Source organism: Gaetbulibacter sp. M235 (genome assembly GCF_043876835.1).
GTDB lineage: Bacteria > Bacteroidota > Bacteroidia > Flavobacteriales > Flavobacteriaceae > Yeosuana.
In genome coordinates, this window is sequence record NZ_JBAWJZ010000001.1 from 420,511 (window position 1) to 441,886 (window position 21,376).

The following is a 21,376-nucleotide window of genomic DNA, read 5'->3' on the forward strand; positions in this document are numbered from 1 at the left end:
ATGTTTAAGAATCTTTTTGTTTGTTTGTTTTTATGTTCTCTTTTAACTCAGGCTCAATTACAATATGATACTCCTGAATCTGTCGGTTTAAATTCTGAATATATTCAATCAAAAGTAGATTCCATAATGACGCTGGGAATCACACAAAAAGCATTTCCGGGAGCTCAATTGTTAGTAGCAAAGCAAAATAAAATTATTTTTCATCAAGCTTATGGGTTTCATACGTTTGATAGCATTCAAAAAGTTGGTTTAGATGATGTTTATGATTTAGCTTCTGTAACCAAAATTGTTGGCCCGTTACCTGCTTTAATGAAACTATATGAAGAAGGAAAATTAAATCTTGATGTTCCTTTTTCAACTTATTGGAAATCCTGGAAGCACAAAAAAGATAAAAAAGACATTACCCTTCGTGAGTTATTGGCACATCAATCTGGTTTAAAACCATACATTGTTTTTTTAAGTGATGTTTTAAAAAACGGAGAACCTAAAAAAAGGTTTGTACATGATAAGTCTAGCAAGAGATTTTCTAATCAAGCCTATGAAAACATTTACGTTAAAAACAGGTTTAAAAGAAAAGTGTTCCGAGAAATAAAGCGTTCAAGAGTAAGTGATAAAAAAGTTTATAATTATTCTGGTTTAGCTTCTTTAATTTATCCGCAACTTATTGAAAATATTACTGGAGAAGATTACAGAACATATCTACAAAATAATTTTTACAAACCTTTAGGATGTAAAACATTGGGATATCTTCCATCAACTAAATCATTTAAAAATCCAATTGTCCCAACAGAATATGATTCTATTTTTAGAAAAACACTAACAAAAGGTTGGGTTCACGATGAAAATGCCGCGCTTTTAGGCGGTGTTTCAGGAAATGCAGGTTTATTTAGTTCTGCTTTAGACTTAGCAACTTATATGCAAATGTTACTTCAAAAAGGGTTTTATGGTGGAAAACAGTTTTTTAAACCTTCAACAGTAAATGAATTTACCAGAATTCAATACCCTGAAAATGATAATCGCCGTGGTTTAGGATTTGATAAACCTTCTATAGGAAATGACACTTTAAGCCTTAAAGACGCCTATCCAGCACCTGAAGTTAGTGCTCCTAGTTTTGGTCATTCGGGTTTTACCGGTACCTTTATTTGGGCCGACCCGGAAAATGAATTGGTCTTTATTTTTTTGTCTAACAGAGTTTACCCAACAAGAACGCATAGAAACTTATACAGTCTTAATATAAGGTCGGCATTACAAGAAGTGTTTTACAAAGCTAAACTTAATTAACATGGATTCTTGTATTATAAACTCTCCTTTAGGCTTTACAAAAATAGTTGGTGATGAAAATGGAATCGTATCTGTGTCCGTACTAAATTCTGAAGAAAAAATAACTGATATTATTCCAGAATCTCTTGAAGATTGTGTCATTCAACTTAATGAATATTTTAAAGGAGACCGCAGAATTTTCGACTTAAAATTAAATCCAGAAGGCTCTTCCTTTCAAAAAAAAGTGTGGAAATTACTAGAGCAAATTCCTTTTGGGAAAACAATTTCATACTTAGATTTATCTAAACAATTGGGCGATGTAAAAGCTATCAGAGCAGTTGCCAATGCTAATGGAAAAAACCCTATTTGGATTATCATTCCTTGCCATAGAGTTATAGGAAGTGATGGCAGTTTAACTGGTTATGCTGGCGGATTACACAGAAAGCAATGGTTGTTAGAACATGAAAGTCCTTATAAGCAAGAATCATTATTTTGATTTTTGTTTTTCCATTCTACGAAAAGCAGAAATACATAAAAAATTTCCTATATTTAATTCAATAAAACTAAACTTACTATATGAAATTCTTAAAAAAATTCTTGAAATGGATTATCATTTTATTTGGATTATTAGTTGTTACGTTATATATAACAGATACAGATTATTTGTTAAAAGCTGTTAGAACCATATATCTTACAGGTCACTCAACAGCTTATTTAGAAGATTATAAAAAATTTGATAATGAGCCAGTAGAAAACGGAACACCTCAACCTTGGCCAAACCATAAAGATTATAACACTGTAAAAGAAACCGAAGCTCTTAATCAGATAAATAAAACAAACGGAACAATTGCTTATGTTATTATAAAAAATGATAGTATTTGGTTTGAAAACTATTACGATGGATTTGGTGAGAATTCAAAAAGCAATTCGTTTTCCATGGCAAAAAGTTACGTGTCAGGACTCATGGGGAAAGCCATTCAAGAAGGCTATATTAAAAGTTTAGACCAACCTGTTAGTGATTTTCTTCCAGAATTTAGTGAAGGCTTAGCGGCTAAAATGACCGTTGGGGATTTATCCAGTATGTGCTCTGGCACAAATTGGGATGAAGCTTACTATTCGCCTTTATCCATCACGACTCGCGCCTATTTTGATGATGATTTGGAAAAAGTAATACTTGGATTAAAAGTAGTTGATGAACCTGGTAAAGTTTATAAATACGCTAGTGGTGATACACAAATGTTAGCCATAGTAATTGAAAAAGCTACAGGCAAAAAAATGTATAAGTACTTGGAAGAAAGCTTTTGGAAACCATTAGGATGTGAAAACGAAACTTTATGGCAAGTAGATAGTAAAGAACACGATTTGGTAAAGGCCTATTGCTGTATTGCTAGTAATGCTAAAGATTTTGCTCGCTATGGAAAACTTTTTAAAGACTATGGAAAGTGGAATGGTAAACAAATTCTAGATTCAGCATTTGTAGCAAAATCTGTAACGCCTCGTTTCAAAGAAAGCCCAGAATATGGTTATGGGTGGTGGTTAAAACACCAAAACGGGAAAGATTTTTTTATGATGCGTGGCCATCTTGGACAATATGTAATTGTAGAACCTAATGATAACGTAATTATAGTAAGGCTTGGCCATTCAAAAGGCTCAAATGTTGAAGTTGCTTCATTTACAGAAGATATTACTACTTATATAGACGAAGCTTATAAAATGCTGCAAAAATGATCTCAAAACTAAATCTTGAAAATATATTGTTTTTGGATATTGAAACTGTTCCGGAAACCCAATCATTTTCAGATTTAGATGAATCCAAACAAGCCTTATGGGAACATAAATCTCAATATCAAAGAAAAGAAGATGAAACAGCGGAAGACTTTTACGAACGTGCTGGTATTTGGGCAGAATTTGGAAAAATAATTTGCATCTCCGTTGGTTATTTTACTTTTAGAGGCGATATTAGAAACTTTAGAGTGACATCATTTTATGGAGGCGAAACTAAAATTTTAAAAGATTTTAAAAACCTGCTTATTTCACATTTTAGTGAACCCAAACATTTGCTTTGTGCCCATAATGGTAAAGAATTTGATTTCCCTTATATTGCTAGACGAATGATAATTAATCAAATTGAGCTTCCTTATAAGCTAAACTTATTTGGGAAAAAACCTTGGGAAGTACCTCATTTAGACACATTGGAATTGTGGAAATTTGGCGATTATAAAACCTATACGTCTTTAAAATTATTGACTAACGTTTTAGGAATTCCTTCACCAAAAGATGATATTGATGGTAGTGAAGTATATCGCGTTTATTACGAAGAAAATGGAATAGACCGTATTATAACCTATTGCCAAAAAGATACGATTGCCGTAGCTCAAATATTTTTACGCCTAAGAGGCGATTCTATTTTGACCTCAGACGAAATTATTTATATATAAAAGGCTTAAAAAATACTTTATGCTAAACCCTAGGTTTATAGCATGAATATTTTCTTGGTTAAATACACTAAACTTTTTAAAAATCGTAAATTCTCACGTAAAGTCTCTTTGAATTTACTCTCAGTATTTGTAGGTAGTTCAGGTAGATTTGCTGCAAAATTCATAAGTTGTTAGTTTATGGTAGATTTGGGAATCTATTAGTTTTTAAATTGGTTTATTTGAGGATTATAAAAGTAGTGAAATTTTTATTTTATCGTCAAAAAACTTATAAATTTCGATAAAATGCAATATTTTTTAACTTATTAAAGGTTTTTACTACTTAACGAGTAATTTCTTAAACGTCTTTATTTTGCTTTAATTACACTATTCAAATATTGAATTCTTTTAAGATTGCTTATATTTAAACATTAATTCACATAATAATGTCAGACAATAAACTTTGGGAGGGTTCTAAATCTTTTAAATCAAATAGCCATTTATATGATTATCAAAAGTGGTTGAAAAATAGACTTGGACTTAACTTTAATTCTTATGAAGACATATGGCAATGGTCTGTTAATAATACCAGTGATTTTTGGAAAAGCATCTGGGATTATTTCAATGTCATTTCATATAGCAATTACGATGCTGTTTTAACAATGACCACCATGCCAGATTTTAAATGGTTTAATGGTGCCAAACTTAACTATTCCGAACACATTTTTAGATATGCTCACCACAACCAACCAGCAATCATTTTTAGCAACGAACAAGGTGATTATTTAGAATTGTCCTGGAAGGCTTTAAAGGATAAAGTAGCATCTATGGCTTCGTACTTAAAATCAATAGGTGTTGGTAAAGGAGATTGTGTGGTTGCTTTTTTACCAAATGTCCCTGAAGCGACTATTTCTTTTTTAGCAGCAAATTCTATTGGTGCCATCTGGTCCAGTACATCGCCAGATTTTGGAACTGAAAGTGTTATAGATAGATTTGCTCAAATTAAACCTAAAGTTCTTATAACTGTTGACGGCTATTTTTATAACGGAAAACCTCATGATAAAACCAGCATTGCTATAAATATTGCAAAAGCATTGCCTACTTTAAAACAAGTTATCGTTTTACCTTATTTAAATAAAAATGATATATCTGCTTTCCCAAAAGATTTTATAAGCATCAATTCTATTTTTGAAACTTTTGAAGATGAACTGGTTTTTGAACCTGTAGATTTTAATCATCCTATTTGGGTTTTATATTCTTCAGGAACCACAGGCTTGCCTAAAGCCATTGTTCATTCTCACGGTGGTGTTTTATTAGAACACTTAAAATACATGGCTTTCCATAATGATGTACATCAAGAGGAACGTTATTTTTGGTACACTACAACAGGATGGATGATGTGGAATTTTTTACAATCTGCTTTATTAATGGGTGCATCCATAGTATTGTATGATGGCAGTCCAACGTATCCAGATTTCAACAAGCTTTGGGAGTTTTCAGAAAAAATTAAGATAACTCATTTTGGTACCAGCGCACCTTTTTTGGTAGCAAGCATGAAAAATAACATAACTCCAAAAAATCAATATGACCTAAATACATTGCGCTCAATAAGTTCTACAGGAGCCCCTTTACCTTTTGAAGCTTTTGAGTATGTTTATAAAAATATAAAGTCTGATGTATGGTTATGTTCTATGGCCGGCGGAACCGATGTATGTACTGCCTTTGTAGGTGGCACACCTTTTTATGCTGTTCATTCAGGAGAGATTCAATGTAAGACTTTGGGTGTTTCATTATATGCTTATGATGATAACGGACAACCCATTGAAGACGATTTAGGTGAAATGGTGATAGATGAGCCAATGCCTTCAATGCCAATATATTTTTGGAACGATGATAACAACAAACGCTATAAAGAAAGCTATTTTGAATATTATCCAGGAAAATGGAGACATGGTGATTTTATAAAAATTAATTCCAAAACTCATGGAATTGTCATTTATGGCAGATCTGACGCAACATTAAACCGTCACGGAATTCGAATTGGCACGAGTGAGATTTATAGATGCATAAATAAAATAAAGTCCATTGAAGATTCCCTTATTGTGAATTTAGAGCTTGAAGGCGGACTACATTATATGCCTTTATTTGTAAAGATGAAGCCCTCATTTAAATTAACCAATGAAATAAAATCAGATATAAATAATCAGCTTAAAAAAGAATATACACCAAGGCATGTGCCCGATGAGATTATTGAAGTTCCAGATATACCTTATACCATAAGCGGAAAAAAAATGGAAGCTCCCATTAAAAAGATTTTACTTAAAATGCCTTTTGAAAAATCGATTAATATAGATTCTATGAAGAATCCTGAATCAGTTGATTTCTTTGTTGAGTTTGCAAAAACAATTTAAAAATCTAAATCGTCTGGAATATCATCCTTAACCTTTGTTCCATCAGCATTTTCTGCAGAAACATTCGTGCAATCTACATTTATAGAAAGATCAACAGGCACATCAAAGTCTTCAATAGAAACATTTAAGTCTTTATCTGCATAACAGCTTTTCATGTATAAACCCCAAATTGGTAATGCCATAGCGGCTCCTTGACCATAGGTAATGGTTCTAAAATGAGCAGCTCTATCCTCAGCGCCAACCCAAACACCAGTCACCAAATTAGGCACCATACCCATAAACCAACCATCACTTTGGTTTTGTGTGGTTCCTGTTTTACCTGCAATTGGATTTGTAAATCCATAAGGATAACCTGTTATAATTTCTTTATAAACACCATAAGGCTCTCCTGTTCTTCTTAATCTGGCCCCAGAACCTGATTGCGTTACACCTTCCATAAGTTTTACGGTTACATAAGCCGTCTCTTCACTTAAAACATCTCTGGTTTCTGGTGTAAATTGATATAAAACGGTATCATTTTTATCAACTATAGTGGTAACCATTACCGGTTTTGTATAAACCCCTTTATTTGCAAAGGTGGCGTAAGCCCCAACCATTTCATACACGCTTAAATCTGCCGTTCCTAATGCTATTGAAGGTACTGGAGGCACTTCAGATTCAACCCCTAATTTCTTTACTAAATCTACCACTGGCTGTGGACCAACTTTATCCATAACCCTGGCGGTAATTGTATTAACAGAATTTGCTAAGGCATCTTTTAGAGTCATTGATCCACCATAATCACCATCTGAATTTTTTGGAGACCATGATTCAGGATTTCCATATTTTCCAGCTTCAATGGTTATTTGCGACTTTGGAAGAATATTACAAGGCGATAAATGTAACTGATCAATGGCTGCGGCATACACAAAAGGTTTGAAAGTTGACCCTACTTGACGACTACCTGCTTTTACATGATCGTATTGAAAATGCCTATAATTAATCCCACCAACCCAAGCTTTTACATGCCCCGTTTGTGGATCCATAGACATTAAGCCCGTATGCAAAAATGATTTATAATATCGCATAGAATCTATAGGTTTCATGATAGTATCTATTTCTCCCTTCCAAGAAAAAATACTCATCTCCGTTGGCTTGTAAAAAGATGCTTTTATTTCTGCGTCTGACTTGTCTAAATCATATTTCATCTTTCTCCAACGTTCAGACTGTTTCATGGAACGATTCATCAAAGCATCGATTTCACTTTGGTCAAGTTCTAAAAATGGTGCTGTAGGGTTTCTGCTAGGTGTATTCTGGTTAAAAAATTCAGCTTGCAACCTAGGCATGTGTTTTTGAACAGCATCTTCGGCGTATTGTTGCATTCTTGAATCAATCGTTGTGTAAACTTTTAACCCATCATTGTATAAGCTCCATTTTGTTCCGTCTGGTTTTGGATTATTTTTTATCCAATCTTTCATAAAACCATCTAAATAGGTTCTAAAATAAGTGGCTATTCCTTCACGATGAGATTCCGGATTATAGTTTAAATCTAATTCCGTTTTTTGTAGTGAATCTTTTACTTGCTCAGTTATATAATCGTACTTTTCCATTTGAGCCAAGACTACATTTCGTCTGTTTCTAACTCCAATTGGGTTTTTATTTGGCCTAGGATTATATAGGGATGAATTTTTAAACATCCCAACCAACATGGCAGATTCTTTTAAATCTAAATCTTTAGGTTCTTTACCAAAATAAATTCTTGAAGCACTTCTAATACCATCGGCATTGTTTCCAAAGTCATAAATATTAAAATATTGAGCTATGATTTCTTCTTTGGTATATTGACGTTCTAAACGAATGGCAATAATCCATTCTTTTATTTTTTGGGTTAATCGTCCTAAAGTATTTTTCGACCCTTCGCCATGAAATAATTGTTTTGCCAATTGTTGTGAAATGGTACTTGCTCCACCACCTTTACCTAATTTAAAAACAGCTCTTAAAGTTCCTCTGGCATCAATGCCCGAATGTTCATAATATCTGGCGTCTTCGGTAGCAATTAAAGCATCTACCAGATGTTTTGGCAATTCATCAAAACCTATTGGTGTACGGTTATCATTTAAATAAAATTTACCTAATGTTTTTCCGTCAGATGAAATTATTTCTGTAGCTAAATTTGTGTCGGTGTTTTCTAATTGTGTATGGTCTGGAAGTTCTCCAAAAACTCCCCATGATGCTAATGAAAAAACTAGAATTATAAATAGAATTCCTGCTGAAAACAACATCCAAAACCAACGTACATATTTATCAAACTCTTGAGTGTTTTCTGTTTGTTTTGCCTTTGCCATACTTAAAATTAATTGCTTATTGAATTTTCAATTCTAAAACCAATATCGGTAATGCCTTCAAGTGAAACAACGCCGTTTACTTTGCCGTTTTCTCTCATTGCATGTTGAATATTTACTGTGTATTCTCCTGCTTCTTTAAACACAACTTTTTCTTTGTACCAAAGTTTGTTTTCTTTAATATCCATTAAACCTGTGCCTAATAATTTTCCGCTTGGGTCGGCCATTCTATATTCCAAAGTATCTTTAATCGTTTTGCCGTGAGGAAAAACCATTTCAACAATTAAAAATATATTACTGTACTTGTAATTATTAGTGTTTCTTAAATTCACAAATAAATTATAAGGTTTAATTGAATCTGGCGGATTTATTTTAAACGAAATTATTGAATCTTTATTCCATCCGTTAGGGACAGATTTATATTGATCATAAACTCGCTTTGAATCACAAGATATCACAATAAAAGAAAAGACTAAAACAAATAACAATACACTATTTCGCATCATTTTTAGCGTTTTGAGGTTTTCTCTTATTTTTATTGTTCCTTTTATTTTTACGTTTATTATTAGGTTTTGGACTATCAAAACGTGTTAAACTATCTTGACCAACAACGTTTTCGAATTCGGTTTTAGTATCTTCCATCAACTCTGAAGCGTATTCTTCTAAGCTTGCAACCTTTTTATTTTTTTTATTCAGACTAATAATTTCATTGGCTTGGTCGGTAGTAATTTTATGCCAATTCATCCATTCGCCTTCATAAGCATACCACATATGGCCTTTAAAAATATCTGTTTTTTGGCAAACAGCAGTGCCTTTTTCTGTTTGAAGTTTAATTTCTGTTTTAGGAAAACCTTTCAACGCATCTAAATAAGTATCTAGCTCATAATTTAAGCAGCATTTTAATTTACCACATTGTCCAGCTAGTTTTTGGGGATTTAATGATAACTGCTGATATCTTGCTGCTGATGTACTTACTGAACGAAAGTCTGTTAACCATGTTGAACAGCATAATTCTCGTCCGCATGAGCCAATACCGCCAAGTCTTGAAGCTTCTTGACGAAAGCCTACTTGCTTCATTTCTATTCGGGTTCTAAACTCTTTTGCAAAAAGCTTAATAAGCTCTCTAAAATCTACTCTATCTTCAGCCGTATAATAAAAAGTGGCTTTACTGGCATCTCCTTGAAATTCAATGTCTGAAATTTTCATTGCCAATTTTAAGTCGATAGCAAATTGACGAGCTTTAACCTTCATAGGCTCTTCCTTGTCTCTGGCATCCGACCAAATATCTATATCTTTTTGTCCAGCTTTCCTGTAAATTTTTAAAATTTCATCGCCTTCTTGGGAAAAGTTTTTACGCTTCATTTGAACACGTACCAACTCGCCCGTTAGGGTAACCATTCCAATATCATGACCAGATTGCGCTTGTGTTGCTACAACATCACCAATACTTAATGTTAAATTTTCAGTGTTTTTATAGTAGTGTTTTCTTCCGTTTTTAAAACGAACCTCAACCCAATCAAAAGGTTTTTCTCCGTTAGGAAGCGACATATTGGCTAGCCAATCAAAAACCGTGAGTTTATTACAACTATCGGTGCCACAAGTGCCATTGTTTTTACATCCTTTTGGTGGACTGCCATCTTCAGTTGAACAACTGTTACAAGCCATATTTTTTTATATTGAATTCGTTAATAAAAATTATTACGAATGAAGGTTTATAATTATTTTAAAAGGTAAAGATAAGATTATTATGTGTACTTTAAAATAGAAGTTTTATTATCATCAATACTAAATCATTTTAACACTAATAATCTTAACAGGACAAGCCTTTGAAGCATTTTCACATTCGTCAAAAATGGCGTTCTCATTTGATTTCAAAGTGAAAAATCCTTTTTTATCGTTAGCTTTTAATAAAACGGATTTTCCATCTTTTTTTGACATTTGAAATTGTTTTGGCGCTAATTCAACACAGTAATTGCAACCTATACATTTTTTACGCTGTAATGTGATAACAACCATTACACCTCCACTTTATTTTCTACAATTTTATACAATTTATCTGAAGGTCTAATTCTAAAACCTAATGGAATTGTAACTAAATCACCTTTAGCCCCTTTAGCCAATTTTTTGTCGTTCACCATCATGTCGTTCACTTCAAGTTCTTTTGCTCCTGTTGTTGGTCCTGTAATTAAAATAGTATCTCCTATTGAAATATCGTAAGCTTCAATTTTAAATTCGCCAATTTGTGGTTTTGGGAAAAAGTGTGTGCCTTTGCCTATGTAAACTTTCTTTTGAGTAGCGTGAGAGCCAGAACCTATACTCCATTCTCCTAGTTTTTGACCTAAATAATACCCATTCCAAAAACCACGATTATATACTTTTTCAAGCTCAAGCATCCAATCAATTACTTTTTCCTTTTGATAGGTTCCTGTTTCTAAACTGTTAATAGCCTGACGATAACACGAAATAACTTTGGCTACATATTCTGGAGCTCTTCCTCTACCTTCGATTTTTAAGACTTTAATACCTGCATCTGCAACCTGATCTAAAATATCAATGGTACACAAATCTTTTGGAGACATGATATACTCATTATCAATCTCCATTTCAAAACCCGTCTCCTGTTCAATTACAGTGTATTTTTTTCTGCAATTTTGTTTGCAAGCGCCTCTATTTGCTGAAGAATTATATGAATGTAAACTCATATAACATTTCCCAGAAACTGCCATACATAAGGCTCCATGACCAAAAATTTCTATCTCAATTAATTTTCCTGAGGGACCTTTAATTTGCTCTTTTTCTATTTGTTCGGTAATCTTTTTAACTTGTCTTAAGCTCAATTCCCTACTTAAAACCATAGTGTCGGCAAACAAAGCATAAAACTTAACCGTTTCAATGTTGGTAATGTTTATTTGAGTTGAAATATGCACTTCCATCCCAACTTCTCTCGCCGCCATAATAACAGCTTGATCCATGGCGATTACAGCCGTAATTCCCGTTTCTTTAGCTTTATTTATTAAGGTTTTTACAATGGATAAGTCGTGATCGTAAATAATTGTGTTAAGCGTTAAATAGGTTCTTACCTTTTTAGCTTTGCAACGCTTTGAAATTTCTGGCAAGTCATCTAAAGTGAAATTTATAGATGCTCTTGCACGCATATTTAGTTGTTCGACACCAAAATAGACAGAATCCGCTCCATTATCTAAGGCTGCCTGTAACGATTCAAAATTTCCAGCAGGTGCCATTAATTCTATTCTCTGCATCATCTTCTATTCTTGTTTACTGATTTTAAGCGTTTCGAAAATATTTCTTAAATCCTTTTTATATGGCAAATGGTCAGCTCTTCCCTTTTTGAAAATATCATTACTATTGCCTTGTCCTTTTCTTAAGGCTTTTTGTTCTTCATAAGGCAAAGCATGTATTTCTTTACAAGTTGTAGAACAGCAATTATCCATCTCAAGTTTACACGTATCACATTGAATAAATAATAAATGGCATGCATCATTTGCACAATTGGTATGTACATCAAAAGGTTCTCCGCATTGATGGCACTTAGCAACTATATCTGGGCTTATTCGTTCAGCTCTTCGATCATCAAACACAAAATTCTGGCCTAAAAACTTATTCTCAAGATTTTGCTCTTTTACCTGTCTGGTGTATTCAATAATACCGCCTTCCAACTGATAAACATTTTTAAATCCTTTGTGTTTGAAATAGGCACTGGCTTTTTCACAACGAATGCCGCCGGTGCAATACATCACCAAATTTTTATCTTCTTTATGGTCTTTTAAGTCTTCTTCAATAATGTCCAACGAATCTCTAAATGTATCCACGTCTGGTGTAACGGCATTTTTGAAATGACCTATCTCACTTTCGTAATGATTACGCATATCAACCAAAATGGTTTTTTCATCTTCTATAATTTTATTGAATTGTTCCGCCGCTAAATGAATGCCTCTATTGGTTACATCAAAAGTGTCATCATTCAATCCATCAGCAACAATTTTATCGCGCACTTTTACTTTTAGCTTTAAAAATGATTTGTTGTCTTGCTCAATGGCAACATTTAACCGAATACCCTGTAGAAAAGAAATACTATCAAGGTGTTCTTTAAATTCATTAAATCTGTCTGCTGGAAGCGATAACTGCCCATTAATGCCTTCATGAGCCACATAAATTCTACCAAGAACATCTAAAGCATTCCAAGTAATAAACAAGTGATCTCTAAAAACTTGAGGATTGCCAATTTTGGCATATTGATAAAAAGAAAGTGTTAATCGACTTTTTCCTGCTTGGTCAATTAATTCTGCTCTTTCTTTTGCGCTTAATTTATTGTACAGTTGCATGCTATACTAACGTTTTAAGGTTAAAGAATTCCCATCCTAACCTTCCCAAAGGGAAGGGAAATGAAATAAATGGCAAAGGTACATTTTTTTAAAAAACCTTAGCTATATCTCATAAAAAAAGCACTTTATAGCTATAAAGTGCTTTCTTGTTTATTTGAATTAGTCAACATTGGGACTCTAATATAAGGTCACCATATATTAGAAAACCTATTTTTTAATTTAAAATTATGAGTTCAAATTTTAAAATTGGTTCTATTCATAGCAAAAATTTTCCCATGTTTCTTATTAGATACAAAATGTGGAAAAAGGTTGCGTGATAAAATTGTATTGTGACAAAAGAAGTATTATTTTAGCATACATAACTACAGAAAAAAAAATTAAAAATGAGCACTGAAAAAGAAGCAAAATTAAAAGCACTTAAACTTACTTTAGATAAATTAGATAAAGCGTATGGTAAAGGAACCGTAATGAAAATGAGCGATGCTGCCATTCAAGACGTTGAAGCGATTCCATCTGGTTCTCTTGGCTTAGACATTGCGTTAGGAGTTGGTGGATATCCACGTGGAAGAGTTATTGAAATTTACGGGCCAGAATCATCAGGAAAAACAACTTTAACATTGCATGCCATTGCTGAAGTTCAAAAAGCTGGTGGTATTGCTGCTTTTATTGATGCCGAGCATGCTTTTGATAGATTTTACGCTGCAAAATTAGGTGTAGACATTGATAATTTAATTATGTCTCAACCCGACAACGGTGAGCAAGCGCTTGAAATTACAGATAATTTAATACGTTCTGGTGCTATAGAAATTGTAGTGATTGACTCTGTTGCCGCTTTAACTCCGAAAAGCGAAATTGAAGGTGAAATGGGAGACTCTAAAATGGGTTTGCATGCCAGATTGATGTCTCAAGCTTTAAGAAAATTAACAGCTTCTATTAGCAAAACAAATTGTACTGTTATTTTTATTAACCAATTGCGAGAAAAAATTGGAGTGATGTTCGGAAACCCTGAAACCACAACAGGAGGAAACGCATTAAAATTTTACGCATCTGTACGATTGGATATAAGACGTTCAACACAAATTAAAGAAACCGATGGCAATGTTACTGGTAACAAAACAAAGGTTAAAGTTGTAAAAAACAAAGTGGCACCACCTTTCAAAACTGCAGAATTTGATATTATGTATGGTGAAGGCATCTCAAAAGTTGGGGAAATTTTAGATATTGCTGTTGAACATGAAATCATAAAGAAAAGTGGTTCTTGGTTTAGTTATGAAGAAACAAAACTAGGACAAGGTAGAGATGCTGTTAAAGCTCTCATTCAAGATAATCCAGAACTTCAAGATGAACTGGAAAATAAAATTAAAGCTATTTTAAAAGCTTCAAAATAGTTAAAAAAAAGCCCCAAATCATTGGGGTTTTTCATTTTTATACGCAACCTTTTCTTCTTCTTCGCATCTATTGGATAAAAAATCATATTAAACAATATTGCAATGAAAAAGTTAATCTTATTAAGTTTATTTCTAATTTTATTTGCTTCCTGTAGTTTGGATGACAAAACTGTTGATTACAATTTAGAAATTTTACCAATTGAAAGTGTAGATATTCCTGAATCGTTTACTTTAGGAGAAACATATCCTATTACAGTTAGTTATTTAAAACCTTCAACATGTCACACATTTAAAGAATTCTACTATTTAAAAAACAACAATGAGCGTACAGTAGCTGTTATAAATTATGATTATATTGATAATAATTGTACAGATCTTGAAGATGAATTGGTAGAAGCCACCTTTAATTTTGTTGTAACAGGAAATGGCAGTTACATTTTTAAATTTTGGCAAGGAGTTGACGAAAATGATGTTGACCAATATTTAATAATTGAAGTGCCCGTTATAAATTAAATAAATTATTAATTAAAACCGATATTAATTTGAGTTTGAGGCAGCTCATAGAAAATTGTAAGATTAATGATACCCAAGCACAAAGCGAATTGTATAAACTCTTTTCGAGTAAACTATTTTCAATATGCTTGAAGTATTCGAGAAACTATGCAGAAGCAGAAGACAATTTGCAAGATGCCTTTTTAACTATTTTTAAAAAAATTGGACAATATAAACACAAAGGCTCTTTTGAAGGTTGGTTAAAACGAGTTACAGTTAATACCGTTTTACAGCGTTACCGTAATGAAAAAGTTTTTGATATTATTAATGAAGACATTGTAGATGATGTTGAAATAGAAATTGACGACGAGTCTATTTCTCTAGACTATCTTTTACAAATAATACAAGGGTTACCAGACAGATATAGGCTTGTTTTTAACTTATATGTGCTTGATGGTTACTCTCATAACGACATAGCAACCATGCTAGATATTAATATAGGTACTTCAAAATCTAATCTAGCTCGTGCTAGACAGATATTGATGAGAACCATAGAGGATTATAAAACAACAAGAACCTTACAATCGTTATAATGAAAGAAAAAAAACATATTGACAGGTTGTTTCAAGAAGGCTTTAAAGATTTTGAAGTCTCACCAAGTGATGCTGTTTGGCAAAATATTGAAGCCAAACTTAATAAAAACAAAAAGAAACGAAGAGTTATACCAATATGGTGGCGTTATGCTGGAGTAGCGGCTTTACTATTATTATTTTTTACCATTGACAGAGAATATTTTAAAAACACAAACGTAACACCTTCTATCCAAGTTGTTGACACAAAAGACGAACCTTCGACAAAATCTTTGAGTCCAAATAATACTATTGATTTTAATGAAAATAGAGATTCTATTAAAAATACAACTATTGCTTCTGAAGGGGACAAAAACAAAATAAACAATCAACCTGTAAACAATGATCAAAACATTATAACAAGTAATAATTCATCAAAAAATCAAAATCAAAAAAATAAAACGAACAGTATAATCAATAATAATAAAGCTTCGACAAATCAAATAATAGCTCATGAAAACAATAAAGTGACAAATAATTCAAATGGAAAAGAATTAATTAAAAATAAAGATAATGAAGCGATTTCAGAAACTGATAAAACAGCTGAGCTTAAAAATTCAGTAAAAAATAACACTTCTGTAATTGCAGAAAATAGTAACCAAGATGATGATAATGCTTTAACAAACAAAATATCAGAAAAAAATAAACCATCTATTGAAGAGGCTATTGCTGAAGCAAACAAAGATGAAAATGAGAAAAAATCAAACAAATGGAGTATAGCCACTAATGCAGCTCCTGTTTATTTTAATAGTCTTGGTAAAGGCTCATCCATAGACGCTCAGTTTAATGATAATGCAAAAAATGGTGAGGTTACAATGAGTTATGGTATTGGTGCCAGTTATGCTATTAATAACAAACTCAGCATTCGTTCTGGTATTAACAAGGTGAATTTAGGTTACAACACCAATAATGTAGTTGTTTTTGAGTCAGTTGGACTAACTCCAAGTGTTAGTGCTTTAAAAAACATTAATACTGGCGATAATCCAGATAATATTTCTCTTATAAGTGGTGAAAGTTTAAGTAATGCAAATAATGAAGCCTTTATTAAAACTTCAAACACATCAATTAATCAATCTTTAGGATATATTGAAATTCCGTTAGAAATTGAATACGCGATTATCAATAAAAAATTTGGATTTAATGTTATTGGTGGTTTTAGTTCATTCATATTAAGCAACAATGAATTATTTTCTGAATTTGAAGGCCGTCGAACTAAAATTGGTGAAGCTTCAAACTTGAACAAAGTGAGTTATAGTGCTAATTTTGGTTTAGGAATAAATTATAAAATAACTAAAAAAATAGATTTGAATTTAGAACCTTTGTTTAAATATCAAATCAATACTTTTAATAATACTTCTGGCAATTTTAAACCCTATTTTATAGGTGTTTATACCGGAATTGGATTTAAGTTTTAGGTTTTTGGTTAGGCCTCGATATTTCTTTAAAACTCTTGAAGAAATATCAAGAAAACTGCTCTTCCCCAAGAGCAGTTTTTATTTTGAATAAACCAAAAGTTGGGTTAAAATAATTTCTTTTGCTTTAGAGTTTAAACTTTTGGTATCATTAATACTTAATGATTTCGTTTCTAAAAATTCATGGATTTTTACTCGCATTCTTCCTGGTCCACCACTAAAAAAAGTATATGAAAAACGCTTTTTATTATCAGCAAATGTTAATGGCACAATGGGTATATGATGGTTAATGGCAAGTCTAAAAGCACCATCTTTAAACTCATCAAGCAAAACATGTTCCTCGGGTATGCCTCCTTCTGGGAAAATACAAATGCTCAACCCAGATTTTAATCGCCTTTGAGCTCTTAAAAAAACAGCTTGTCTGCTTTTTGCAGAATTTCTATCCACCAAAATACAAGTTCTCTTATAGAAAAACCCAAAAAGTGGGATTTTAGCCAATTCTTTTTTTCCAACAAATACAAATGGATTCTTTATACAAACCAGCATAAGCATAATGTCTGCCATGGAGGTATGGTTGGCAATAAACATATAGCTTTTATCTTTTTCTGGAATTTGTTGGGTTTCAATTTTTACTTTAAACCCCATGCCAATTAAAATAAATCTGGCCCAAATGCGAGCTAATTTAAAAAAGAAAGGATACCATGATTCTTTTAAAATAGAAATTATAAGCACTGGAAACAAAATTATAATTGGAATCGCCACAATTATGTAAAACCAAATGCGGTAAAAAATCCAAAAAATATATTTAAAAATCTTCATGTTTCCCAAAAATACACATTTGTATTGAGCAATTCTACTAAAAAAATTACCTTTGCTCCAATAAAAAGGGTTCATTTAATTTTAATAAGATTCTCACACATGTGAGGTACATTATGGCAAGAATACTTACAGGAATACAAAGCACAGGAACACCACATTTAGGCAATATTTTAGGAGCCATAATACCAGCTATTGAGATGGCTAACAATCCTGAAAACGATTCTTTTTTGTTTATCGCAAATTTACACACACTTACGCAAATTAAAGATGCTGACGAATTACGTGATAACACCTATTCTACAGCGGCTACTTGGTTAGCTTTTGGTTTAGATATTGAAAAAACCGTTTTTTACAGACAAAGTGATGTGCCTCAAGTAACTGAATTATCATGGTATTTAAGCTGCTTTTTTCCCTATCAGCGATTAACTTTGGCACATAGTTTTAAAGATAAAGCAGATAGACTTGAAGATGTAAATGCTGGTTTGTTTACCTACCCAATGCTTATGGCTGCCGATATTTTATTGTACGACGCCAATATTATTCCTGTTGGAAAAGACCAATTACAACATATAGAAATGACACGAGATGTTGCTTCTCGTTTTCATGCCAAAATGGGAGACACTTTTGTGTTGCCAGAAGGGAAAATTCAAGGAAACAATATGCTGATTCCTGGAACTGATGGTGAAAAAATGAGTAAAAGTAGAGGAAACATCATCAATATCTTTTTAGATGATAAGAAGTTAAGAAAACAGATTATGTCTATTCAAACAGATAGTACACCTCTTGAAGATCCTAAAGATTGGAAAACCTGTAACTGTTTTGCTATTTATAGTTTGCTGGCAAACAAGGAGCAAATTGAAGTTATGAAGGCCAATTATGAAAACGGTAATTATGGTTATGGTCATGCAAAGCAAGCTGTTTTTGAGCTTATTACTGATAAGTTTGCCGTACAACGAGAACGTTACAACTACTTCATTAATAACTTAGATGAAATTGACAAAGCATTAGCTATTGGAGCTTCTAAAGCTAAATTGGTAGCTAATGATGTTTTGAAAAGAGTGCGAGAAAAAGTTGGGTATTAAATATGAAAAACTTGTTTGGTTTACGGTTTTAATGACTCTTTCTCAAGTATTTATGATTATATCACATTTTCTGTCCGATAAAGGTAACAATTGGATTGTGTTGATTGGAGTTCTGATAATTATAGGGATTATTATTCACTTTTTTGTTGAATATAAAAAACTAAATAAGCTCAAATAATTTCCCCGGCAAAGGTCTAATAACTCCTTTTAATTCCATATTCAATAATACACTTGCTACTTTAAAAATGGGCATTTGGCAACTTAAAGCTATGGTATCAAGTTGTTGCTTATTATTCTCTTTAAGGTAGTTGTAAATTATTTTTTCTTGGTCATCAAGCTCTACAAACAATTGTTTCTGAATACTTGGTTTTACAGAAGTTTCTAGCTGCCAGTTTAAAACATAAGGAATATCTACTGGGTTTGTTAGTATTTGTGCTTTTTGATATTTAATTAAATTATTACATCCAATGCTTTGAGAATCTGTTGTTCTACCAGGAACCGCAAATACATCACGATTATAGGAGTTGGCAATATCTGCGGTTACCAGGCTTCCTCCTCTTTCTGCTGATTCAATGACTATTGTAGCTTCACTTAAACCTGCAATTATTCTGTTCCGCTTTAAAAAATTGTTTTTGTCAAAAGCATCGCTACTCCAAAAATCAGTAAAAAACCCGCCATTGTTTTCAACATCAACCATATATTTTTTATGCACTTTTGGATATATTTGATTTAATCCATGGGCCAAACATCCTATGGTTTGCAAATTATTTTTTAGCGCGGCCTTATGCGCCGTTATATCTGTTCCGTAAGCAAACCCTGAAACAATTACAGGATTATATGGCGTAAGTTGTTCAACCAAATTATCACAAAACGCCATTCCTTGAGTTGTAATTTTTCTGGTTCCTACAATACTGATAATATGTTGCTGTTTTAAGTTTATATTTCCTGATTGGAATAATAAAACGGGACCATCAAAACAATGTTTAAGTTTATCTGGATAGTCCTCTTCATTAAAATATAAACAGGTGATATTATTGCTATTTATAAAATGAAGTTCTTCTTCTGCCGCTTTAAAATGAATTGGTTCAAACACATCGTTAATAATTGAACTCCCAATACCTTCAATTTTAAGAAGATTATGTTTCTTTTCTTTAAAAACCGCCTCGGCTGATCCGCAATGTGAAATGAGTTTTTTAGCGGTAATATCACCAATATTGGTTACATGTTGTAAAGCCAAAACATTTAGTAGGTTATTTTCTGTCATTCTAAAACTTTGATTTAAAGGATACAAGTAAGTAATTTTTTATGATGTTAATAAATAGTTTTAACAAAATGTTATCCATCATCATAATTTTTTAACTTTGTTTTTATGCAATTAGAGACCTACATCAGCGACTTACTTTATAGATATGAATGTGTTACTGTACCTGAGTTTGGTGCGTTTTTAACACAACGTGCTTCGGCTACTATTAATGTATCAACCAATACGTTTTATCCACCAAATAAAACAATATCATTTAATGAACAAATTCAAAAAAATGATGGTTTATTGGCCCATTATATTGCTGATGTTGAAAAAATTCCTTTTGAAGTAGCCAATGAAAAAATTCAAAAGCGAGTTAAAATTCTAAAAGCACTTTTAACTCAAGGGGAAACACTTACATTTAATAATATTGGCGAGGTTGTATTTAACAATGAAGGCAAAATACAATTTGAACCATCTTATCATCATAATTATTTAACTGATGCATTTGGGCTATCTCAATTTGTATCACCTGCAATAACACGCGAAGTTTATAAAGAAACTGTTGAAGCTATTGAAAAAGATGTGCCTATTGTTTTTACTCCAGAAAAACGCAAGTCTATTCCATATTTTAGATATGCAGCTGTTGCAGTCATTGCTTTAACTTTAGGTGGTTTTGTGGCTTCAAATTATTACGTAAATAAAATTGAAACCCATAATCAATTAGCACAAGAAGAAGCCCTACATCAACTTGATAATAAAATTCAACAGGCCACTTTTGTTATAGAAAATCCGCTACCGGCAGTTACTTTTAATGTAACTAAACAGGCTGGCAACTATCATGTCGTTGCTGGTGCTTTTAGAGTTGAAGAGAACTGCGATAAAAAAATTGAGCAATTGGTTGCCGAAGGATTTAAAGCAAGAAAACTTGGTGTTAATAAGTATGGTTTACATGAAGTTGCTTATGGCAGTTATGAGACTGCCGAAGAAGCCCTAAAAGCACTGCACACCATTAGACAAAACAGTAATAAAGACGCTTGGCTGAAAGTAGATTCAGATTCAAAAGATAGTTTTGGAACAATCTCTTATAAAAAGGAGCAAACAAAAGCTGTAGCAACAAATCAGGATAATAATTCTTCAGATAATGAAAACAATCCTTCTAGTTCTGAAACAAAAAAATCAAATAATTTAGATTTTGCAGAAAGCCCTAATCTTATAAAAATCATTAAAAACATTAAAACGGTTGAGAGTGGTTATTATCTAGTTCTTGGAGCCTACTCAGATACTGAAAAAAGAGATGTTTTTATTGATGAATTAAAAGCAAGTAGTATTAATGATGTTGGTTTTTTCTTTGATTCTGTGAGTAATAAATATTTTGTTTTTTACAAAAAGTTCGACTCTCTTGAAACGGCAAAACAAGCATTACAATCAAAAGCTAACTTAACATATAACGGTAAGATAGCTATTGTTAAAGTTGAAAATTAACAATTTTTTCCAATTTATTTTTCTTCTTTTTTATAAAATCATATATCGGCTTTATTCAAACACATTGTTTTTTTAAT

At 32.3% G+C, this 21,376-nt stretch carries 19 protein-coding genes; 11 read left to right on the forward strand and 8 right to left on the reverse strand.

Annotation, left to right across the window (positions count from 1 at the left end; genetic code table 11):
- From V8G69_RS01940 to V8G69_RS01960, 5 genes are all read left to right on the forward strand, one after another.
- Positions 1 to 1,281: a serine hydrolase domain-containing protein gene (locus V8G69_RS01940; RefSeq protein ID WP_394880024.1), complete on the forward strand. Its 1,281-nt coding sequence runs from the start codon at positions 1 to 3 to the stop codon at positions 1,279 to 1,281.
- Between the two features lies 1 nt (position 1,282).
- On the forward strand, positions 1,283 to 1,756 hold the full coding sequence (locus tag V8G69_RS01945) for a methylated-DNA--[protein]-cysteine S-methyltransferase (protein WP_394880025.1): 474 nt from the start codon (positions 1,283 to 1,285) through the stop codon (positions 1,754 to 1,756).
- A gap of 80 nt (positions 1,757 to 1,836) precedes the next feature.
- Positions 1,837 to 2,988 (forward strand): serine hydrolase domain-containing protein, encoded by a 1,152-nt coding sequence (locus tag V8G69_RS01950; protein WP_394880026.1) that lies wholly within the window; start codon positions 1,837 to 1,839, stop codon positions 2,986 to 2,988.
- A complete protein-coding gene (locus tag V8G69_RS01955; RefSeq protein WP_394880027.1) occupies positions 2,985 to 3,698 on the forward strand; it encodes a 3'-5' exonuclease in 714 nt (237 codons plus the stop codon). The genes V8G69_RS01950 and V8G69_RS01955 overlap by 4 nt, the downstream gene beginning before the upstream one ends.
- Before the next feature lie 422 nt (positions 3,699 to 4,120).
- Positions 4,121 to 6,085, forward strand: a complete 1,965-nt coding sequence (locus V8G69_RS01960; RefSeq protein ID WP_394880028.1) for an acetoacetate--CoA ligase — start codon at positions 4,121 to 4,123, stop codon at positions 6,083 to 6,085.
- Here V8G69_RS01960 and V8G69_RS01965 read toward each other — a convergent pair.
- From V8G69_RS01965 to V8G69_RS01990, 6 genes are all read right to left on the reverse strand, one after another.
- Positions 6,082 to 8,409 carry a penicillin-binding protein 1A gene (locus V8G69_RS01965; RefSeq protein ID WP_394880029.1) on the reverse strand — a complete coding sequence of 776 codons (2,328 nt, stop codon included), beginning with the start codon at positions 8,407 to 8,409 and terminating at the stop codon, positions 6,082 to 6,084. The two genes, V8G69_RS01960 and V8G69_RS01965, sit on opposite strands and share 4 nt — an antisense overlap.
- Positions 8,410 to 8,417: 8 nt before the next feature.
- Positions 8,418 to 8,909, reverse strand: a complete 492-nt coding sequence (locus V8G69_RS01970; RefSeq protein ID WP_394880178.1) for a gliding motility lipoprotein GldH — start codon at positions 8,907 to 8,909, stop codon at positions 8,418 to 8,420.
- Positions 8,899 to 10,071, reverse strand: a complete 1,173-nt coding sequence (locus V8G69_RS01975) for a stage 0 sporulation family protein (protein WP_394880030.1) — start codon at positions 10,069 to 10,071, stop codon at positions 8,899 to 8,901. The genes V8G69_RS01970 and V8G69_RS01975 overlap by 11 nt, the downstream gene beginning before the upstream one ends.
- Positions 10,072 to 10,191: 120 nt before the next feature.
- Complete coding sequence (locus tag V8G69_RS01980; protein WP_394880031.1) at positions 10,192 to 10,422, reverse strand: ferredoxin; 231 nt, start codon at positions 10,420 to 10,422, stop codon at positions 10,192 to 10,194.
- A complete protein-coding gene (locus tag V8G69_RS01985) occupies positions 10,422 to 11,666 on the reverse strand; it encodes a peptidase U32 family protein (protein WP_394880180.1) in 1,245 nt (414 codons plus the stop codon). Before V8G69_RS01985 ends, V8G69_RS01980 begins: the two co-directional genes overlap by 1 nt.
- A gap of 6 nt (positions 11,667 to 11,672) precedes the next feature.
- A complete protein-coding gene (locus V8G69_RS01990) occupies positions 11,673 to 12,749 on the reverse strand; it encodes a rhodanese-related sulfurtransferase (RefSeq protein WP_394880032.1) in 1,077 nt (358 codons plus the stop codon).
- A gap of 383 nt (positions 12,750 to 13,132) precedes the next feature.
- On the opposite strand from V8G69_RS01990, the gene recA reads away from it, so the two are divergent.
- The 4 genes from recA (at position 13,133) to V8G69_RS02010 (ending at position 16,673) form a co-directional block, all read left to right on the forward strand.
- Positions 13,133 to 14,137, forward strand: a complete 1,005-nt coding sequence (recA, locus tag V8G69_RS01995; RefSeq protein ID WP_394880033.1) for a recombinase RecA — start codon at positions 13,133 to 13,135, stop codon at positions 14,135 to 14,137.
- 102 nt (positions 14,138 to 14,239) lie between these two features.
- Positions 14,240 to 14,650, forward strand: coding sequence for a hypothetical protein (locus tag V8G69_RS02000; protein WP_394880034.1), 411 nt, complete (start codon positions 14,240 to 14,242; stop codon positions 14,648 to 14,650).
- A gap of 29 nt (positions 14,651 to 14,679) precedes the next feature.
- Positions 14,680 to 15,222 carry an RNA polymerase sigma factor gene (locus tag V8G69_RS02005; RefSeq protein ID WP_394880035.1) on the forward strand — a complete coding sequence of 181 codons (543 nt, stop codon included), beginning with the start codon at positions 14,680 to 14,682 and terminating at the stop codon, positions 15,220 to 15,222.
- Complete coding sequence (locus V8G69_RS02010; RefSeq protein WP_394880036.1) at positions 15,222 to 16,673, forward strand: hypothetical protein; 1,452 nt, start codon at positions 15,222 to 15,224, stop codon at positions 16,671 to 16,673. Before V8G69_RS02005 ends, V8G69_RS02010 begins: the two co-directional genes overlap by 1 nt.
- A gap of 78 nt (positions 16,674 to 16,751) precedes the next feature.
- Here V8G69_RS02010 and V8G69_RS02015 read toward each other — a convergent pair whose 3' ends face one another.
- The gene (locus V8G69_RS02015; protein WP_394880037.1) at positions 16,752 to 17,489 is read right to left on the reverse strand and encodes a lysophospholipid acyltransferase family protein; all 738 of its coding nucleotides are present in this window, start codon (positions 17,487 to 17,489) and stop codon (positions 16,752 to 16,754) included.
- Between the two features lie 113 nt (positions 17,490 to 17,602).
- Here V8G69_RS02015 and trpS point away from each other — a divergent pair, with 113 nt between their 5' ends.
- Positions 17,603 to 18,571 (forward strand): tryptophan--tRNA ligase, encoded by a 969-nt coding sequence (gene trpS / locus V8G69_RS02020; protein ID WP_394880038.1) that lies wholly within the window; start codon positions 17,603 to 17,605, stop codon positions 18,569 to 18,571.
- Between the two features lie 160 nt (positions 18,572 to 18,731).
- On the opposite strand, the gene dprA is transcribed toward trpS, so the two are convergent.
- The gene (gene dprA / locus V8G69_RS02025; protein WP_394880039.1) at positions 18,732 to 19,835 is read right to left on the reverse strand and encodes a DNA-processing protein DprA; all 1,104 of its coding nucleotides are present in this window, start codon (positions 19,833 to 19,835) and stop codon (positions 18,732 to 18,734) included.
- 105 nt (positions 19,836 to 19,940) lie between these two features.
- Here dprA and V8G69_RS02030 point away from each other — a divergent pair, with 105 nt between their 5' ends.
- The gene (locus tag V8G69_RS02030; protein WP_394880040.1) at positions 19,941 to 21,299 is read left to right on the forward strand and encodes an SPOR domain-containing protein; all 1,359 of its coding nucleotides are present in this window, start codon (positions 19,941 to 19,943) and stop codon (positions 21,297 to 21,299) included.
- Positions 21,300 to 21,376 lie beyond the last annotated feature (77 nt).